The sequence below is a fragment of the Thiogranum sp. genome, from assembly GCF_058323355.1.
This window is the reverse complement of sequence record NZ_JBTTIO010000075.1, coordinates 1-15,128: the sequence shown is the minus strand read 5'-3', so window position 1 is coordinate 15,128 and position 15,128 is coordinate 1. Positions and strand designations below refer to the sequence as shown.

At 54.6% G+C, this 15,128-nt stretch carries 22 protein-coding genes; 12 read left to right on the top strand and 10 right to left on the bottom strand.

The window, feature by feature from the left end; genetic code table 11:
* From ACW81B_RS11460 to ACW81B_RS11440, 5 genes are all read left to right on the top strand, one after another.
* Positions 1 to 183 (top strand): hypothetical protein (locus tag ACW81B_RS11460; RefSeq protein WP_491580359.1); only part of this gene is annotated, 183 nt, incomplete at its 5' end.
* Positions 184 to 201: 18 nt separating this feature from the next.
* Entirely contained in the window at positions 202 to 792 is a 591-nt protein-coding gene (locus ACW81B_RS11455; protein WP_491580358.1) for a chorismate--pyruvate lyase family protein, read from the top strand.
* 83 nt (positions 793 to 875) lie between these two features.
* A complete protein-coding gene (locus ACW81B_RS11450; RefSeq protein WP_491580357.1) occupies positions 876 to 1,583 on the top strand; it encodes a hypothetical protein in 708 nt (235 codons plus the stop codon).
* Positions 1,584 to 1,589: 6 nt separating this feature from the next.
* Positions 1,590 to 2,798 carry a ribonuclease D gene (gene rnd / locus ACW81B_RS11445; RefSeq protein ID WP_491580356.1) on the top strand — a complete coding sequence of 403 codons (1,209 nt, stop codon included), beginning with the start codon at positions 1,590 to 1,592 and terminating at the stop codon, positions 2,796 to 2,798.
* Positions 2,799 to 3,083, top strand: coding sequence for a hypothetical protein (locus tag ACW81B_RS11440; RefSeq protein ID WP_491580355.1), 285 nt, complete (start codon positions 2,799 to 2,801; stop codon positions 3,081 to 3,083).
* Here ACW81B_RS11440 and ACW81B_RS11435 read toward each other — a convergent pair.
* Complete coding sequence (locus ACW81B_RS11435) at positions 3,080 to 3,853, bottom strand: ABC transporter permease (RefSeq protein WP_491580354.1); 774 nt, start codon at positions 3,851 to 3,853, stop codon at positions 3,080 to 3,082. The two genes, ACW81B_RS11440 and ACW81B_RS11435, sit on opposite strands and share 4 nt — an antisense overlap.
* Entirely contained in the window at positions 3,850 to 4,773 is a 924-nt protein-coding gene (locus ACW81B_RS11430; protein ID WP_491580353.1) for an ABC transporter ATP-binding protein, read from the bottom strand. Before ACW81B_RS11430 ends, ACW81B_RS11435 begins: the two co-directional genes overlap by 4 nt.
* Positions 4,774 to 4,929: 156 nt before the next feature.
* Between ACW81B_RS11430 and moaB the strand changes: the two genes are divergently transcribed.
* Both moaB and ACW81B_RS11420 read left to right on the top strand, forming a co-directional pair.
* Positions 4,930 to 5,451: a molybdenum cofactor biosynthesis protein B gene (moaB, locus tag ACW81B_RS11425; protein WP_491580352.1), complete on the top strand. Its 522-nt coding sequence runs from the start codon at positions 4,930 to 4,932 to the stop codon at positions 5,449 to 5,451.
* Entirely contained in the window at positions 5,451 to 6,404 is a 954-nt protein-coding gene (locus ACW81B_RS11420) for a PDC sensor domain-containing protein (RefSeq protein WP_491580351.1), read from the top strand. The genes moaB and ACW81B_RS11420 overlap by 1 nt, the downstream gene beginning before the upstream one ends.
* 44 nt (positions 6,405 to 6,448) lie before the next feature.
* Here ACW81B_RS11420 and ACW81B_RS11415 read toward each other — a convergent pair whose 3' ends face one another.
* Complete coding sequence (locus tag ACW81B_RS11415) at positions 6,449 to 6,718, bottom strand: EF-hand domain-containing protein (RefSeq protein WP_491580350.1); 270 nt, start codon at positions 6,716 to 6,718, stop codon at positions 6,449 to 6,451.
* Positions 6,719 to 7,043: 325 nt separating this feature from the next.
* On the opposite strand from ACW81B_RS11415, the gene ACW81B_RS11410 reads away from it, so the two are divergent.
* Positions 7,044 to 7,265, top strand: coding sequence for a hypothetical protein (locus tag ACW81B_RS11410; protein ID WP_491580349.1), 222 nt, complete (start codon positions 7,044 to 7,046; stop codon positions 7,263 to 7,265).
* A gap of 153 nt (positions 7,266 to 7,418) precedes the next feature.
* On the opposite strand, the gene ACW81B_RS11405 is transcribed toward ACW81B_RS11410, so the two are convergent.
* From ACW81B_RS11405 to ACW81B_RS11385, 5 genes are all read right to left on the bottom strand, one after another.
* Positions 7,419 to 7,622, bottom strand: a complete 204-nt coding sequence (locus tag ACW81B_RS11405) for a cold-shock protein (RefSeq protein WP_491580348.1) — start codon at positions 7,620 to 7,622, stop codon at positions 7,419 to 7,421.
* A 180-nt stretch (positions 7,623 to 7,802) separates the two neighbouring features.
* Positions 7,803 to 8,504 (bottom strand): Crp/Fnr family transcriptional regulator, encoded by a 702-nt coding sequence (locus ACW81B_RS11400; RefSeq protein WP_491580347.1) that lies wholly within the window; start codon positions 8,502 to 8,504, stop codon positions 7,803 to 7,805.
* 394 nt (positions 8,505 to 8,898) lie between these two features.
* On the bottom strand, positions 8,899 to 9,576 hold the full coding sequence (locus ACW81B_RS11395; protein WP_491580346.1) for a Crp/Fnr family transcriptional regulator: 678 nt from the start codon (positions 9,574 to 9,576) through the stop codon (positions 8,899 to 8,901).
* Between the two features lie 168 nt (positions 9,577 to 9,744).
* Positions 9,745 to 10,728: an NAD(P)H-dependent flavin oxidoreductase gene (locus ACW81B_RS11390; protein ID WP_491580345.1), complete on the bottom strand. Its 984-nt coding sequence runs from the start codon at positions 10,726 to 10,728 to the stop codon at positions 9,745 to 9,747.
* Positions 10,718 to 11,212, bottom strand: a complete 495-nt coding sequence (locus ACW81B_RS11385) for a hotdog fold domain-containing protein (protein WP_491580344.1) — start codon at positions 11,210 to 11,212, stop codon at positions 10,718 to 10,720. Before ACW81B_RS11385 ends, ACW81B_RS11390 begins: the two co-directional genes overlap by 11 nt.
* A gap of 98 nt (positions 11,213 to 11,310) precedes the next feature.
* Between ACW81B_RS11385 and ACW81B_RS11380 the strand changes: the two genes are divergently transcribed.
* Positions 11,311 to 11,862 carry a peroxiredoxin gene (locus ACW81B_RS11380; RefSeq protein ID WP_491580343.1) on the top strand — a complete coding sequence of 184 codons (552 nt, stop codon included), beginning with the start codon at positions 11,311 to 11,313 and terminating at the stop codon, positions 11,860 to 11,862.
* Between the two features lie 25 nt (positions 11,863 to 11,887).
* Here the strand turns inward: ACW81B_RS11380 and yciA are convergent, their stop codons facing one another.
* The gene (yciA, locus tag ACW81B_RS11375) at positions 11,888 to 12,298 is read right to left on the bottom strand and encodes an acyl-CoA thioester hydrolase YciA (RefSeq protein WP_491580342.1); all 411 of its coding nucleotides are present in this window, start codon (positions 12,296 to 12,298) and stop codon (positions 11,888 to 11,890) included.
* A gap of 149 nt (positions 12,299 to 12,447) precedes the next feature.
* Here yciA and ACW81B_RS11370 point away from each other — a divergent pair, with 149 nt between their 5' ends.
* From ACW81B_RS11370 to ACW81B_RS11360, 3 genes are all read left to right on the top strand, one after another.
* Entirely contained in the window at positions 12,448 to 12,639 is a 192-nt protein-coding gene (locus ACW81B_RS11370; RefSeq protein ID WP_491580341.1) for a hypothetical protein, read from the top strand.
* Positions 12,640 to 12,711: 72 nt separating this feature from the next.
* Positions 12,712 to 13,098: a PA2779 family protein gene (locus ACW81B_RS11365; RefSeq protein ID WP_491580340.1), complete on the top strand. Its 387-nt coding sequence runs from the start codon at positions 12,712 to 12,714 to the stop codon at positions 13,096 to 13,098.
* On the top strand, positions 13,099 to 14,085 hold the full coding sequence (locus ACW81B_RS11360) for a PA2778 family cysteine peptidase (protein ID WP_491580339.1): 987 nt from the start codon (positions 13,099 to 13,101) through the stop codon (positions 14,083 to 14,085). It abuts the gene before it with no gap.
* Here ACW81B_RS11360 and ACW81B_RS11355 read toward each other — a convergent pair.
* A complete protein-coding gene (locus ACW81B_RS11355) occupies positions 14,082 to 14,924 on the bottom strand; it encodes a patatin-like phospholipase family protein (RefSeq protein ID WP_491580338.1) in 843 nt (280 codons plus the stop codon). The two genes, ACW81B_RS11360 and ACW81B_RS11355, sit on opposite strands and share 4 nt — an antisense overlap.
* Between the last annotated feature and the right edge of the window lie 204 nt (positions 14,925 to 15,128).

Genomic DNA, 15,128 nt, shown 5'->3' with positions numbered 1-15,128 from the left:
CGGCGATTGTTTGGTGACTTTATTTTGAGCATTGTGTCGTTCGGCATGCTCCTGATGTTTTTTGTCGGTGAGAGCTATTATGTATTTACGCCGTACTGCCTGGTGATTATCGCCGGGGCATTCGTCTACGAAGGCTCAAGACAGAAAGAACATGAGGCAGGTGAATCTGTCCGGGTGGGCTAGGGCGATTCCGGTGTGGCCATGAACCTCTCCAGTGCTTTCGATCCCCTCAAGGGCTTCATGACTGCGCAGACGTCCCGGCCTCCCGAGCTGGGTGATCTCGACTTGCATACGCTGACACCGTTTCAGCGTGCGCTTCTGGTGCTGGATGGTACTGTCACCAAATTCATCGAGGCCTATACGCTGGAGCCATTGGATATCATTCGTCTGGCCCAGGATCAGCGCCAGTTGTCCCGGCCGCATCCCTGGCTGGATGCAGCGGAAGGAACCACAATCGCCTTGCGCCAGGTATTGATACGAGGCCGGCACAGCAAAACCTTTTATACCTATGCAGTTTCTCTTCTCGTACTGGATCGTTTGCCGGAACATGTCAGGGAGGGTGTAGAACGGCAGGGCGAGGGGATCGGCCGTTTACTGAACGATACGGCGCTGGAAACCCGACGTGAGGTGCTCTGGTGCGGGAAAGAGCACCTTCAGAATTTACCCGAGGCCGTCAGAGTGACCAGTGATGGCCACTTTATCAGTCGCGCTTACCGGATTATTGCCAATGGTGAACCGGTTGCATTGATCAACGAGAAATTCCCTGCTACGCCTGGTAACTGGCCGTCATGAGGTCGGGGGCAGGCATTGCATTGGCTAAAGTCTGATACAATGCAAAATTCATAAATACACTTTTATAGCAAGGTTTTTCATCAATGAGTGACAGTGATTCAATGAAGGTTGATACCCCACCGCTACAGGCAATCGACCCTGGCGAGTCAGTTAAGGAAATCCGGCAGGTTCTCGCCAAAGCCAGGAAGCGGCTCAAATCCATGCCCGATGACAGTGTGCCTGTTGATCGTGCGCGCGCCTTGCTGGATGTCGCCGAGCCGATGCTTGGACTTGGACAGAATGAAGACGCCTGGACGCACGCCCGTGAGGCGTTCAGCGTTTTTGTCGACTACGAGCACTGGCAGGATGCCGTTGAGGCCGCCGATATTCTTTACCAGTGTAACCACAAGGATTCGATCCGTGCCCTGGGTCACGGGATCTGGCTGTCGGTGACCTATCCGGTCAGGGCGCAGACGACGGTGGCATTACTGGACCACGTGATTGACGAGACGCCCGATGAATCAGACGGGGCGGCCGTGGCGGCGATGGTGGCGCACTATATTGTTGACTTGCGCACGGAAGGCGAGGAGAAGAAAAGCCTTGGCTTTCTGACGACGCAGATGATTGCGCGCGTGGCCAAACGCCAGCGAGGTATCGAGGACCAGGACACACTGAACACCTGGATCGAGATGTACAAGCTCAATGATGTTCCCGAGCTGTTCAAACGCCTGGCGCTGATTGTCGATGTGCTGGCAGGCGATACCTGGTGGTTTGACCGCGATGCATTGCGTGCAAAACTGCCGGTTAACTGATTGCTGATGCATCAACCCGAACGTGTCCATCCGGTGATGGAATACATCGATACGCCGGCAGCGCTGGAGGCATTCTGTGCTGCACTCAAGGGCTGTGAATGGATCGCACTGGATACAGAATTCATCCGCGAAAAAACCTACTACCCGAAGCTGTGCCTGGTGCAGGTGGGTGTGCCTGAACGCTGCGCCTGTATCGATCCGCTGGCGCTGGATTCCCTGCAGCCGCTGTACGACCTGTTGTTCGATACCTCGATTACCAAGGTGCTGCATGCCTGTTCCCAGGACCAGGAGATATTTGCCAACCTTACCGGCAGGGTGCCAGCACCAATATTCGATACCCAGCTGGCGGCCCCGTTACTGGGTCTTGCCGAGCAGATCGGTTACGGCAACTTTATTAATGAAATACTGGGGGTCTCGCTGGAAAAGGCACACGCCCGCGCCGACTGGTCACGGCGCCCCCTGTCCCGTGAGCAACTGGAATATGCTGCTGACGATGTGCGTTACCTTGCCGAAGCCTATCCCGGCGTCAGGGATCGCCTTGCCGGGCAGGGCAGGTTGGCCTGGCTGGAGGCGGAGTTCTCGCCCTATGAACAGCTGGAGCGTTACCAGGGCGATCCACCCGATGCCTGGAAACGCATCCGCGGTCTTGAAAAGCTTCGTCCCAAAGCCTTGTCCATCGTCCAGCAGCTGGCCTGCTGGCGGGAACAACGGGCACAGGAAAAAGACCTGCCGCGTAACTGGATTATCAAGGACGAGATCATGCTGGATATCGCCCGCCTGGCGCCACAGACGCTGGAAAAGTTGTCCGGTATCCGGGGCATCCCGCCGAAAACCGTAGAACGATACGGCAACAAGCTGCTTGAGCTGGTTGCCACAGGTGCCGGTCAGGAACCCCGGCCGCTACAGGCGCGGGGACGCCGTGAGCGCCCCACTGTGCAGGAGGAGGCACTGGCCGATATTCTCCACGCGCAACTGCGTTTACTGGCCGGACAGCACGCAATAAACAGTGCCCTCATCGCTGCCAGGAAAGACCTGATTGCCTTGATACGCGGTGAAGAGACGCGTTTACTGAGCGGTTGGCGGCGTGAGATAGCCGGCGAAGTACTGCTTGCATTGCGTGATGGTCAACGGCTAGTCTCTGTCAGCAACAGGCACGTCAGCATTGACAGGCTGGCTGACGATCAGCCCATTACTGAAAAACACGGGAGAAACTGAGTGTCCTCGGAAATTGATGAACTGACCGTCCAGTATGAAGAAGACGGCCTGGTTACCGTAAAGGAGCTGGACAAGAAGGTACTGACCAGGGGTGCCTGGTCGACCATTATCTATCGCTACCAGGACTGGGACCGCCGCAAGGAAGCCTACAGCAAGGACAAGTACACCATCCGCCGCTACCAGAAGCGCAACGGCCAGTACCAGCAGAAGTCCAGGTTCAATATCTCCAGCCCTGACCAGGCGCGTGCCATTATCGACGCGCTGGAAGGCTGGTTGAAAGACTAGCGGCGAATGCCGTAACCGGTGTTCATCAGGTACAGCGCGTAGCTGTACAGCACGATGATGAAGGCGCCGATGATGGTGTAGGAGGCCAACAGGCTGATATCCGATACACCAAGGAAGCCATAGCGGAACGCATTCACCATGTACAGGATCGGGTTCAGCTTCGATACGTCCTGCCAGAAGTCCGGAAGCATGCTGATGGTGTAGAACACGCCACCGAGGTAGGTGAGCGGTGTCAGCACAAAGGTTGGCACAATCGAGATGTCATCGAAGCTTTTGGCGAAAATACCGTTGATCAGCCCTGCCAGGGCAAACACTGCGGAGGTCAGCACCACGGTGGTGATGACGACGGCGAGGTTGTGCCAGCTCAGATCCGTGAACAACATCGAAACCAGTGTGACCGCCAGCCCGACCGCCAGCCCACGCGCAATACCCCCTGTCACGAAGCCGGCAATAATCAGATAGTTGGGCAGGGGAGACACCAGCATCTCCTCGATGTGGTGGTGGAACTTGCAACCATAGAAGGACGACACCACGTTGGCATAGGAGTTGTTGATCACGGCCATCATGATCAGGCCGGGGACGATATAGTCCATGTAGCGAAAACCGTCCATATCGCCGATCTGTGAGCCGATCAGGTTACCGAAGATCACGAAGTACAGTGACATGGTGATCACCGGTGGCACGATGGTCTGTACCCAGATACGCGAAAAACGCAGTACCTCCTTGATCAGGATGGTTTCAAAGGCAATGCACTGTTCTTTCAGCGTCATGCCGCGGAATCCTGTGTGACGATATTCATGAACAACTGTTCCAGGCGATTGGTCTTGTTGCGCATGCTGAGGACTTCAATGCCATGTTCGGACAACAGGGTAAACAGGTAATTGATGCTCTCGTCGTGTGAGATTTTCACTTCCAGCGTCGTTTCATCGACCTGGCGCATACACTCCGGCATGGCTTCGGGCAGTGCCTTGAGCGGTGATTTCAGGTCGAGCACGAAGACCTCGGTCTGGAGCTGGGTCAGCAGGTGCTTCATGCTGGTATGTTCGACCAGTCTGCCTTCATCGATAATGGCAATGTTGCGGCAAAGGTTCTCGGCTTCCTCCAGGTAATGGGTGGTCAGGATGATGGTGGTGCCGTTACGGTTCAGCTCGCGCATAAACGTCCACATCGAACGGCGTATCTCGATGTCGACACCTGCCGTGGGTTCGTCGAGGATCAGCAGTTTCGGGCGGTGTACCAGGGCGCGTGCAATCATCAGACGGCGCTTCATGCCACCGGAAAGCTCCCGTGCCTGGTCGCGGCGTTTGTCCCACAGCCCGAGCTGGGTGAGGAATTCTTCCGCACGCTCGAAGCCGATCTTGCGCGGGATGCCGAAATAACCGGCCTGGTTGACCAGAATCTCTTCAACCGGCTCGAAGACGTTAAAGTTGAATTCCTGCGGTACCAGTCCGATGAGTCGCTTGGCGGCAGAGAAGTTGCTGTCGATGTTCTGCCCGAAAATCTCCACATGTCCCGACGTCTTGGTCACCAGTGAACTGATGATGCCGATCATGGTGGACTTGCCGGCACCGTTGGCGCCGAGCAGGGCAAAGAAATCACCTTCTTCAACGCTGAGACTGATGCCTTTCAGTGCTTCAAAGTTATTCCCGTAGGTTTTTCTAAGGTTATTGATCGATAGGGCGTGCGGCATGGTGTATTTGTTCAGACTATCCGGTTTGTCGGGCGGCAGTCTACCATAAGTGATTCTGCTGCAACCCATACCGTCATGACATGTACATGGTAATTCATCCAGGTTTCATTAGAATATTAGAAGTAGATTATTAATCAACCGGAATCGAGAACAGTCATGTCGGAAAAGCGCGTATTCAAACCACTTAATATTGCTGTGCTGACGGTGTCGGATTCACGCACCGAGGAAAATGATACTTCCGGAAAAACGCTGGTTGAACGTCTGGAGAAGGCCGGGCATCAGTTGGCGGACAAGCGCATCGTCAGGGACGATATGTACCAGCTGCGCGCGGTGGTTTCCGCCTGGATTGCCGATCCTGCGATTGATGTGGTTATTTCAACCGGCGGCACCGGTATAACGGGGCGTGACGGCACGCCGGAAGCCATTGAAATTCTGCTCGATAAAAAGCTCGACGGTTTTGGTGAAATATTTCGCATGATCTCCTGGGATGAAATCCACACCTCTACCATCCAGTCCCGTGCCCTCGGAGGCGTTGCCAACGGTACGCTGATTTTCTGTGTGCCGGGTTCCAGTGGCGCCTGCCGCACGGCGTGGGACAAGCTGATAGAGCCACAGCTGGATTACCGTACCCGGCCGTGCAATTTTGTTGAACTCATTCCCAGACTGCTGGAAAGCTGATGACTGACGTTTCGTCCTGGAAGGAGAGTATCCGTAAGCAACGATCGTCGCTGTTTGAACTGCTGGTCAACCCGCTGCGGCGGGTGGCGGCCGAGTGCCAGAAAGCCTGGCCAGACCGGGAAGCGTTGACACGGGTTCTGGAAGCGCATTTCGACAGCATTCCCAACTGCACCTATCTCTACGTGGTCGATATCAAGGGTGTTCAGTTGTCCGACAATGTCGGGCGCAAAGGGCGTATGCCCGAACATTTTGGCCGGGACCGGTCACCACGCCCGTATATGAAAGAGGCAAATCCCGAACAGGATTTTGTCCTGTCCGAGGCTTACATCTCGTTGTCAGCGCATCGCCCGTCGATTACGGCATTACAGACGCTGTATCGCGAGGGCGAACCGGTCGGTTATCTGGGTGCGGATTTTGACTTGCGTGACCTGCCTACGCAGGGTGACCTCTATGTCGAGCAGGGCAAGTGGCAGCAGATCAAGGGTGACCCGGCGATACGTGGCACGGTATTCCAGCAGACGCGTATCGATAGCGTATTTGACCAGCATATCGACCAGGCCATGGCGATACTGGAAGAATTGATCGTAGAGCGTGGCGTGTTCCAGGGGGTGTTCCATTTTTCCAGCAGTCGCGTGACCGTATGGACCGTTGATGACCCGTTCCGTTACCGGATATTACAAAGCGATGCGCTGTCGGACCCTGATATCTGTCTTGCTTACCCGCGTCGACCCTACCCGGATGACGCCGAGATACCGGCGGATAAAATCGGCTCGATCTTGCGTGGGTTGAAGGCATTGCGTTTTGCCGATGACACCATCTACCTGCGTGCGGCCTCAATCAATATTTTCAACGGGCTGATCAGCCTGACCTTCTCGTGCGACGGTTCACACTACATGCCGTATTACGAGTTCCTGGAAAAGGATGCGGGGTTCTGGTTTGGCGGGGCAGCGTAACCAGCCCGAAAATACCGGGCTGGTATACACCTGGTGGAGATTTATTACTTGCTGTCGTCAGCCTGACGGGAGCGGGCCAGCTCATCCGCATCCAGCGTACCATCCTTGTTGGTGTCGGCGCTGTCGAAGGTGACTTCCAGTGCCGAGAATGCGCTGGCTTCCTGACGGGTAATCTTGCCATCCTTGTCTGCGTCGACGGCCTCGAAGGCCGGTGTTGTACTACTGCTTTCCTTGCTCAACAGGGCGGCATTTTCGGCCTGTGCCAGGAAGGGAATGCCTAAACCCACGGCTGCGATGATAATCAGTTTCTTCATGTTATTTCTCCTCGGTTAGGTTTAACTGCGCCATGACCAGGAGCAAGCTATATGCCATCCTTCGGATATTCCAGAAAATACTATTTGTTACAATAAATAAGGGTGCATACTTCATGTAAAGTCGTGTAATACGTATAGGCGTCAAGTGTAGGGCTGTGGAGACAGTTCATGGTCTGCCCCGGCTAACGTACTGAAATAACGGATAACAGGGTGTTGCCTTCTGGCTACGCCATTCTGTGTGCATGCTGGACGTTTGTTGAAAGCCGACTAAAGTCATAAACAGGCGTAGTTGAAACGGCGCTTTAATTATCCATGGAGGTTTCTGATGCACACCATTTACATCCATATCGATGAGAATCTCGACGAGCAGGCACTGATTTCGCTAAAGGATGATCTACAGCGTCTGGATGCCGTCAGTGATGTAGAAGTGAACGCACGTCTGCCACATGACATGCTGGTTGAATATGAGGAAACCGGTATTACGCCTATGGCTATTCTGCGTGAACTGCATCGCTGTGGTGTTCACTGTGACATTATGACGTGCTGAGCGTATTTCCGGAACACAGTCTGACCAGACCGTGTGAATCCTGTTCACTCGGTAGATACTGCACGTGCGGCCCGTCCAGCGGCCAGAGGTTGGCACTGTTGCCCGCTTTATTGCCGATCTTCGCCGGCTCTGCTCTGGTATGTTGTTACGGTGTTACTGTGGTGTAACGTTTGTTGCCTGTAGCCCTTTTGGACCCTGCTCGGTATCGAAACTGACAGATTGTCCTTCCGCCAATGTCTTGAAACCATCTCCCTGAATCGACGAAAAATGCACGAACACGTCGTCGCTGCCGTCTGAAGGTGCGATGAAACCAAAGCCTTTCGACTCGTTGAACCATTTAACTGTGCCTGTAGCCATGAAACTGTAACCTCTGGTGGATCAGTGAACGAAATCGCTGTGTCCTGCAACCCATCACATGCGACCACGGTCAATTCTAATATCGATAAGGCAAGCTTGGCAACCTGCAGAACCTTTAGTTATCGAAGAACTCAATAGGGTGAAAAATCAACTGCGGTTGTCAGTTTAGGTGTGGGCTGCTCAGCCCAGGCAGAGCTGTTCGAGCCTGTCCGTATTCAGTATTTCGATGCTGCCACGGTTGAGCTTGATGTGACCGGACCGCTCAAGGTCTTTCAGCAGGCGGCTGACGACCTCACGGGTCGTGCCCAGTTCGTTGGCGATAGTCTGGTGAGTACAGCAGATTTTGCTGTTTTCTGCCTGCCTGTACAGTTTGCGCACGAGTTGCGCAAGGCGGAGGTCAAGATGCCTGAAACTGATCTGGGCGGTCAGTTGCATGACATCGGTAATGCAATGTGCCATGGAGGTCATCAGAAAACCTCTGAAGGCTTCGGATTCCGCCAGCAGTCGTTCGAAATACTCGGGGGGCATGGCCAGCAGGCGAACATCTTTTTCTGCAACAGCCTGCGCGCACTGGTTTGATCTCAGTAACAGGCGCGTTAGTGTCAGAACGCAGACCTGTCCGCTGTGTACACGGTAAAGGCTGATCTCACGGCCATTCTCACAGGTTTCATATACCTTCACGACACCCTGCAGGACAATAACGAACTTGTCCGCTGAATTACCGCATTCAATCAGTTTTGTACCCGCTGGAAAGCCGACTACCTGTGAAACGCCGAGTGCTTCCCGCCACGTTTCGTCGCCAATAGCTGCCAGTTCAGGCAGTTCGCTGAACAGTGCCGTGGCTGTGTTAGTGGTCAAAAATGCGCTTTCTTCATGGCGCATTGGTATGCCCTCCTACCCGGTGTTCTTGTTTTTAATACGGACTGAACGCATTTCACGGCGCTGTCTCTTTATATGTGGCGTGACGCCACAGCGGCCCTGTTATTCCAGCCGCATGGTATTTATTTCATCATTCTTTAGGGAGAGTCTGATTAATTCGTCATTCCGGCGCAGGCCGGGATCCAGGGTGTTGAATGTTCTGGACTCCGGCCTGCGCCGGAATGACGAATTAATCAGAGCCCCCTTGGTATGTAAGAAGCAAACGCTGGTCTGCTGTCTTAAAGTTCTAACGATGATTCTTATGTGACTTTTATTCGATTAAATTTATAAGTCGTCCAGAACCGGCAAGCCAGCTGAGTGCTATCTTACTCTCTACGCAGCTAAAGATACATACTGTTCAGGCAGGACTGCCTGTCTGAAAGGCATTATTGACCAGCGCCTCCAGAGACCTGGCGTTATGCAGAATGATCTTTTTACGGTACATGCGAATACAGTTTGCATGCTCAAGTTTTTTCAACAGGCGACTGACGACAACACGGGTCGTGCCGATTTCCCTGGCGATATCCTCGTGTGTGAAATTCATTGTTTGATCAGGGCTTTCGGTGAGCCTCTCGTTGAGTAGATTTGCCAGCCGCACATCCAGCGGCTCGAACATCAGCCGGTGGGCTGTGCACACTGAGTCATATAAACAACTGGCGAATGTGTCGAGAAAAACGCTGAATATCTCGGGTGTTTCGGTGACAGCTGTTTTCAGTGGCTCAGCTGGCAGGTGGCGAACCTGTATATCGGTCTCAGCGCTGGCTGTGGCTGGATAGTTATTATTTTTCAATAAGCTGGAAAGTGATACCGGACAGATAGCACCTGTCTGGAGCCTGTAGAGTGTAACTTGCCGCCCATTGTTACTGCTGGCATACACCCGGGCATTTCCGGATTCGATAACGGGCAGGCTGTTACAGGGCTCGCCCGCCGTGAATAAGGTTTCGCCGGCCGCATATTGACTTGATGGAATGTTTTCAATCAGTTTCGCGAGCGCAGGGAGTGACAATAGCGATGTATTTTCAGCCGGGTGTGCCATACAGTCCTCCTCCTGCATGAATTTGGTTGTGCAACTGAGTATTAGCCAGTGTGACTCATCTGTTTACCGATAAGTTCAAAAGAAGTTTTTTGTTTTGTCTTGACCGGAGGGGAAAATGGCGAAAAAGAAGAGACGTACTCAAGACGGGTGCGGTGGCGATGGCAGAGGTCAACCCGGGTGAGACACGGGTTGCTCGCGGGAAAATTCCGTCACGATATCCTTTACTGACTGTATTTCCGTAATACCTTCAACACTCTTTCCCGCCTGGAAAAAATCCTTGTAGTTCAGGCCATGCAGCGACGCGCGTTTCAATGACCAGATGGATTGCAGTGTGTAGAACATTCGCATCCAGTGTTTGGTTTTCGGGTTGCGCAACAGGCGTTTCGCCAGTGGACCCGCACGTGTCCCGATGCGTTCGATATAGGGTGTTTTAATCACGGATACCGGCACACCGGATATCTTGTCGGTTAATACAATGTCATCTTCGTGTGCCTTGAGGATAGCGCGCTTGTAGTCTTCATGGGCGCTGCATTCCTTGCTGGCAATAAAGCGGGTGCCGAGCTGCGCACCGGCATAGCCCTTGTGCAGCATGTCGGTGAACTGCTCAGGGGTTCCGATGCCGCCGGCACAGATCATCGGTTTTCCGAGTGGGCCGATTTCATCCAGTAATTGTTCAGGCGAGAGGGTACCTGCATGTCCACCGGCACGATTGTTTACACAGATAAAACCGTCCACACCCGCATCCAGCGCTTTTTCTGCCCAGCGGCGTTCAGTGACATCATGGTAAACAATAGCGCCGACTGTTGCAGCGCGTGATACGACCCGGTCCGGCTTGCCCAGTGCGGTGACGAAAAAGCGAAAATCCTCTTCCAGCGCGGTATCCAGCCATTCATACACACGGCGCAGGTAGCGTTCCGAACTGCTTTCGATAATAAGGTTTATGCCCACCGGTTTGTCGGTCAGGCTGCGGATATAGCGCAAGCCCTCACGAAACGCGTAACCGTGTACATAGGTCAGGCTTAGCGGCTGGACAATCCCAATGCCACCGGCCTCCGAGACTGCGGCGACCAGTTCCGGGTTGGAGCAGGGGTACATGGCGCCGCAGACAAGCGGTACCTCGATACCCAGTGCGCGTGTGAATTCAGTTTGCATCGGCGTTCCGTGGCTTGTCCGGCCCGATCAGCCAGGTGGCTGTCACCGTCGTGACCGCTTCACCACGGGTGTCGGTAAGCGTTGCGAGCACTTCGTACTGTCGCTCGTGGTTGTCTGGCGGAATGTCACAGTGACACTCGGCCTGCAGTGTGCCGCGCGCCTTGTGGTGATAGTCTGCACAGATCTTTACCAGGATGCCGCGTGCCTGGTCAGGGAGGCTGTTCATTAATGCCAGGCCGGTAGCGACTTCACCCAGGTTGCACAGGGCGATGGCGTGAATGGAACGCAGGTGATTACGCACAGCGCGCCGGTCCTTGAGCTTTACCCGGCAGTAGCCCGGTTTCAGTTCCTCGACACGGGCGCCTAACGAGCCGGTATAGGGCGCCATGCTTCCCAGCAGACGGCTGAACAGCCAGCGACCGCCGGGCAGGGCGGAGAGTTGCCGCCAGCGGTGTCTCAGGGTCGGTCCAATTGAATGTGACATGCCAGGGTTCCTTTTTGCAAAGGTCGGGGCTATTGTTGGGTGTCGGCGCGCGTTAAGCAATAGCGGGCAGGAAAAGAGGGCGATATAGAGGTGGAAGAATGGCTGGACAGTTGTACAGATTGTTATGGGGCGTTGTACTGATGGCGTTGCTGGGCAGTGCCAACGCCGCCGGATTATCCACGGGGGATCAGGCGCCTGACTTTTCACTCATTGATCAGCAGGGGACGTCACACCGGTTGGCAGATTATCACGGGCGGTGGCTGGTGCTGTATTTTTACCCGAAAGATGACACACCCGGTTGCACCAAAGAGGCCTGTTCATTGCGGGATGAATTTGCTGCCTTCCGCAAGCTGGATGTTGCCGTGCTGGGCGTGAGTCTTGACGATACGGAGAGTCACGAAGCCTTTGCGAGGAAATATCATTTACCCTTCCCGCTGCTTTCCGACAGGGACGGAAAAGTCGCTAAAGCCTACGGTTCGCTGGGCGGTTTCGGCCCCATTCGCTATGCCAAACGGCATACCTTCATTATTGACCCGGTCGGGCGCATTGCACAGGTGTGGCGCAAGGTGAAGCCGTCAGAACACAGCAACCAGTTGCTGGAGGCACTCAGGACGTTACAGCAGTCACCGCCGGCTGGCGCCAGCGATTGATCGAGTGGGCGTGGTACCACGGGTGTTATCCATCCAGCGGTCTGACTTGCCGTTTATTGCCCTTGTCGTCCACCGCGACATAGGTAAAGGTGGCTTCGGTTACCTTGAAACGTTCCGGGTCGCCGGGATGTTTGCGCAGTACCGGGTTGACCCAGACTTCCAGCCGTATGGTAATCGACGTGTTGCCAATGCGCACCAGTTCCCCATAGCAGCACACCACATCGCCGACCTGCACCGGTTTGATGAACTTGATGGAGTCCACGGCGACGGTGACGATACGCCCCTGCGCGGTTTCCTTGGCGAGGATGCCGCCGCCAATATCCATTTGCGACATGATCCAGCCGCCAAAGATGTCACCGTTGGGATTGGTGTCTGATGGCATGGCCAGAGTGCGCAGCAGGACTTCACCACGCGGGCCTGTCTCGTTGTCTGTCATCCTGATGCCTTGTCTTTCACCGTATTCACTGTCGGAGTGACTGTAGCACCTGTACACGGATTATTCACCGCACTGTCATACACAGGTCATATAAATCAGCGACTCTCATGTCTGGATCATGTGACCCGGAACCGGGAGGAGTCAGTATCATGGAATTCTATATTCGGGAACTACCTGATGGAAAGGCCACCCTGATGACGCAAGATGGTTTGTATCTGTTTACCTTCCGTAATCTGGATACGGCCCGTCAGGCCTGTGAGGAATGGTATCGCATTCATGGCAATGAAACAGGTGAGCTTGCCGGAATGGGTGATGGAGATGTGTCGTGTAGTGTGGTGTAGCACACAGGCGCCAATCCGGCTAAGCTTATTCCCGCAACCGCCATTCCGGCGGGAACCGGGAGATAGTAGAAAATGAAGATTGGCCATAGGGTTACGCATCTTATATTAAGTATTTTCTTGATTAACATGTCCATCGGTAGCGCCACGGCGGGCATGTTTGGCAACGCGGCAATTATGGCGCAGGGTACGGAACGCCAGGCGCTCATCCAGCAACTGCAGCGCAGCGAAGTGCGTGAACAATTTCTGTCGATGGGTGTACAGCCCGAAGCCGTGGAACAACGTATCCGGCAACTCAGTGATGCAGAGGTGGCGCAGCTGAACCGGCAGATTGCCGATGCGCCCGCCGGCAGCGGTGTCGTAGAGCTGCTGGTACTGGTATTTCTTGTCTTCGTGATCACAGATGTTATCGGTGCGACTGACATTTTCCCCTTCATCCATCCTGTCAATCAGCAGAATTAAATGACACCCGTCCAGGTTTTGCAGGCAGGATGGGTCTGTCTGCTCAGCCTTGGCGGCTGTGCTGTTTCACCGTACGGGGCAGCGCTTTCCGGCAAGCTGGAGGAAACACTGCCCCGTAAGGTGATGCTGGACGCTACGCCGTTCTTCCCGCAGACCGACTACCAGTGTGGCCCGGCTGCACTGGCAACCGTGTTACAGGCACAGGGCATTGAAATTTCACCCGCCGCCCTGTCCCCGCAGGTTTATCTGCCCGGCCGTAAAGGCAGCCTGCAAATTGAGATGATCGCCACTGCCCGCAGCTACCGGCTCTTGCCTTATGTACTGGAGCCCTCGTTCAGTCACTTGTTGCAGGAAGTGGTAGCAGGTCACCCCGTGCTGGTGTTGCAGAACCTGGGGCTGGATGCCATACCGCGCTGGCACTACGCCGTGGTGGCGGGTTATGACCTCGACAGTAAAACGCTGGTACTGCGATCAGGAACGATCAGGCAGCGAATAACGTCGTTCGCGGTATTCCTGCGCACCTGGCAGCGGGCCGGTAGCTGGGCGCTTGTTACACTGCCTGCCGGTGAAATGCCGGCGACTGCCAGGCTTTCCTCATATCTTGAGACGGCCCACGCGTTTGAAGAAACCGGTTTGCCGGAACAGGCCGCCAGGGCTTATCGTGCGGCAGCAAAACGCTGGCCCCGGGAGGTCAGGGTGTGGCTGATGTCAGGCAATATGGCGTATGCGGAAAAACAGTTTGACGAGGCCGTAGCCGATTTTCTGGCTGCAACGCGGGTTGCACCAACCGACACAAGGGCGTGGAATAACCTGGCTTACGCCTTGCGTGAGAAGGGTTGTGTGGCTCAGGCCAAAGCGGCATTGCAGTGCGCTTTACAGATTGCCCCTGACGACAGCAACCTGCAGGATTCGCTGGAAGACATAAAATCGGGCAGCGTGAATCGGGAAGCCTGGCCCTGCGAACCCGTCAGCTGCCCGGCGATTTAAAACAGTAACTTTTCCAGTTCCTGTTTCAACCGGGCTTTTGCGGAGGCCGTCTGCTTATAGATGGTATCCACGCTGATAAAATCCAGCATCCGGATGTTTGTAATGGGGGGCTTGATGTAGATATCCGGGCGCCGCTGTTTCATCTTCTCTGAAAGAATGGTGTGCTGCATGATGTGTACGCTGCTGAAAATAGCGTCAAAGAAGGATGGCACTTCGTGATTTTGTCTTGAAGACAGGCCTGAAACATCGATGGCAATCGTAATGTCACACGCGTCGAGTAACAGGTCATAGGGAACCGGGTTGACCGTGCCGCCATCGACCAGCACACGGTCATCCACGGGCACGGGCGCAAACAGACCGGGAATGGCCATGGTTGCCTTGAGTGCTGTCAGCAGGTTGCCGGATTCAATCACAACCTGTTCACGCCTCCAGAAATCAGCGGCGACCACCTTGAGCAGGATGTTGAGTTCGTGAAAATGTGAACCACGGATTGCAGTGTGCAGGTAGCGAATAAAGCGCTCCCCGTCGATCAGTCCGCCACTGCCCAGCTCCGGTGCAATGAAGTCGATCCATTTTACAAGATCCTTGCGGAATAACGCCGTCGTCCACGACTCGTTATGGTTTATCACCAGTTTGTCGATAAATTGCCGAATCGCTTTCCCGCTCAGACCGGACGCGTAGAGGGCGCCTATAATAGCCCCCATGCTGCTGCCACTGATCATGTGTGGACGAACACCCATTTCATCGAGGGCTTCCAGCATCATGATGTGCGCGAGTCCTTTTGCACCACCGGCGCCCAGAGCAATACCGATCTTCTTTTGTGTGGCGGTTTTTGTCATGTACGGGATTCTGTCATGTATCCAGCTCAGCTTCCTGCGAGCGTTGTCAGAATAGCCCGCGCGTGCACAATGGGAAGTGAAAAATGTCCTTCATCAGGCAGGATGGAAAGCTCGGCATCCGGCAGTCGTGAATGCACATAGCGACTGTGCGAGCAGGGTACAATGCGGTCAGCATCTCCGTGCCATAAATGAATCGGTTTGGTG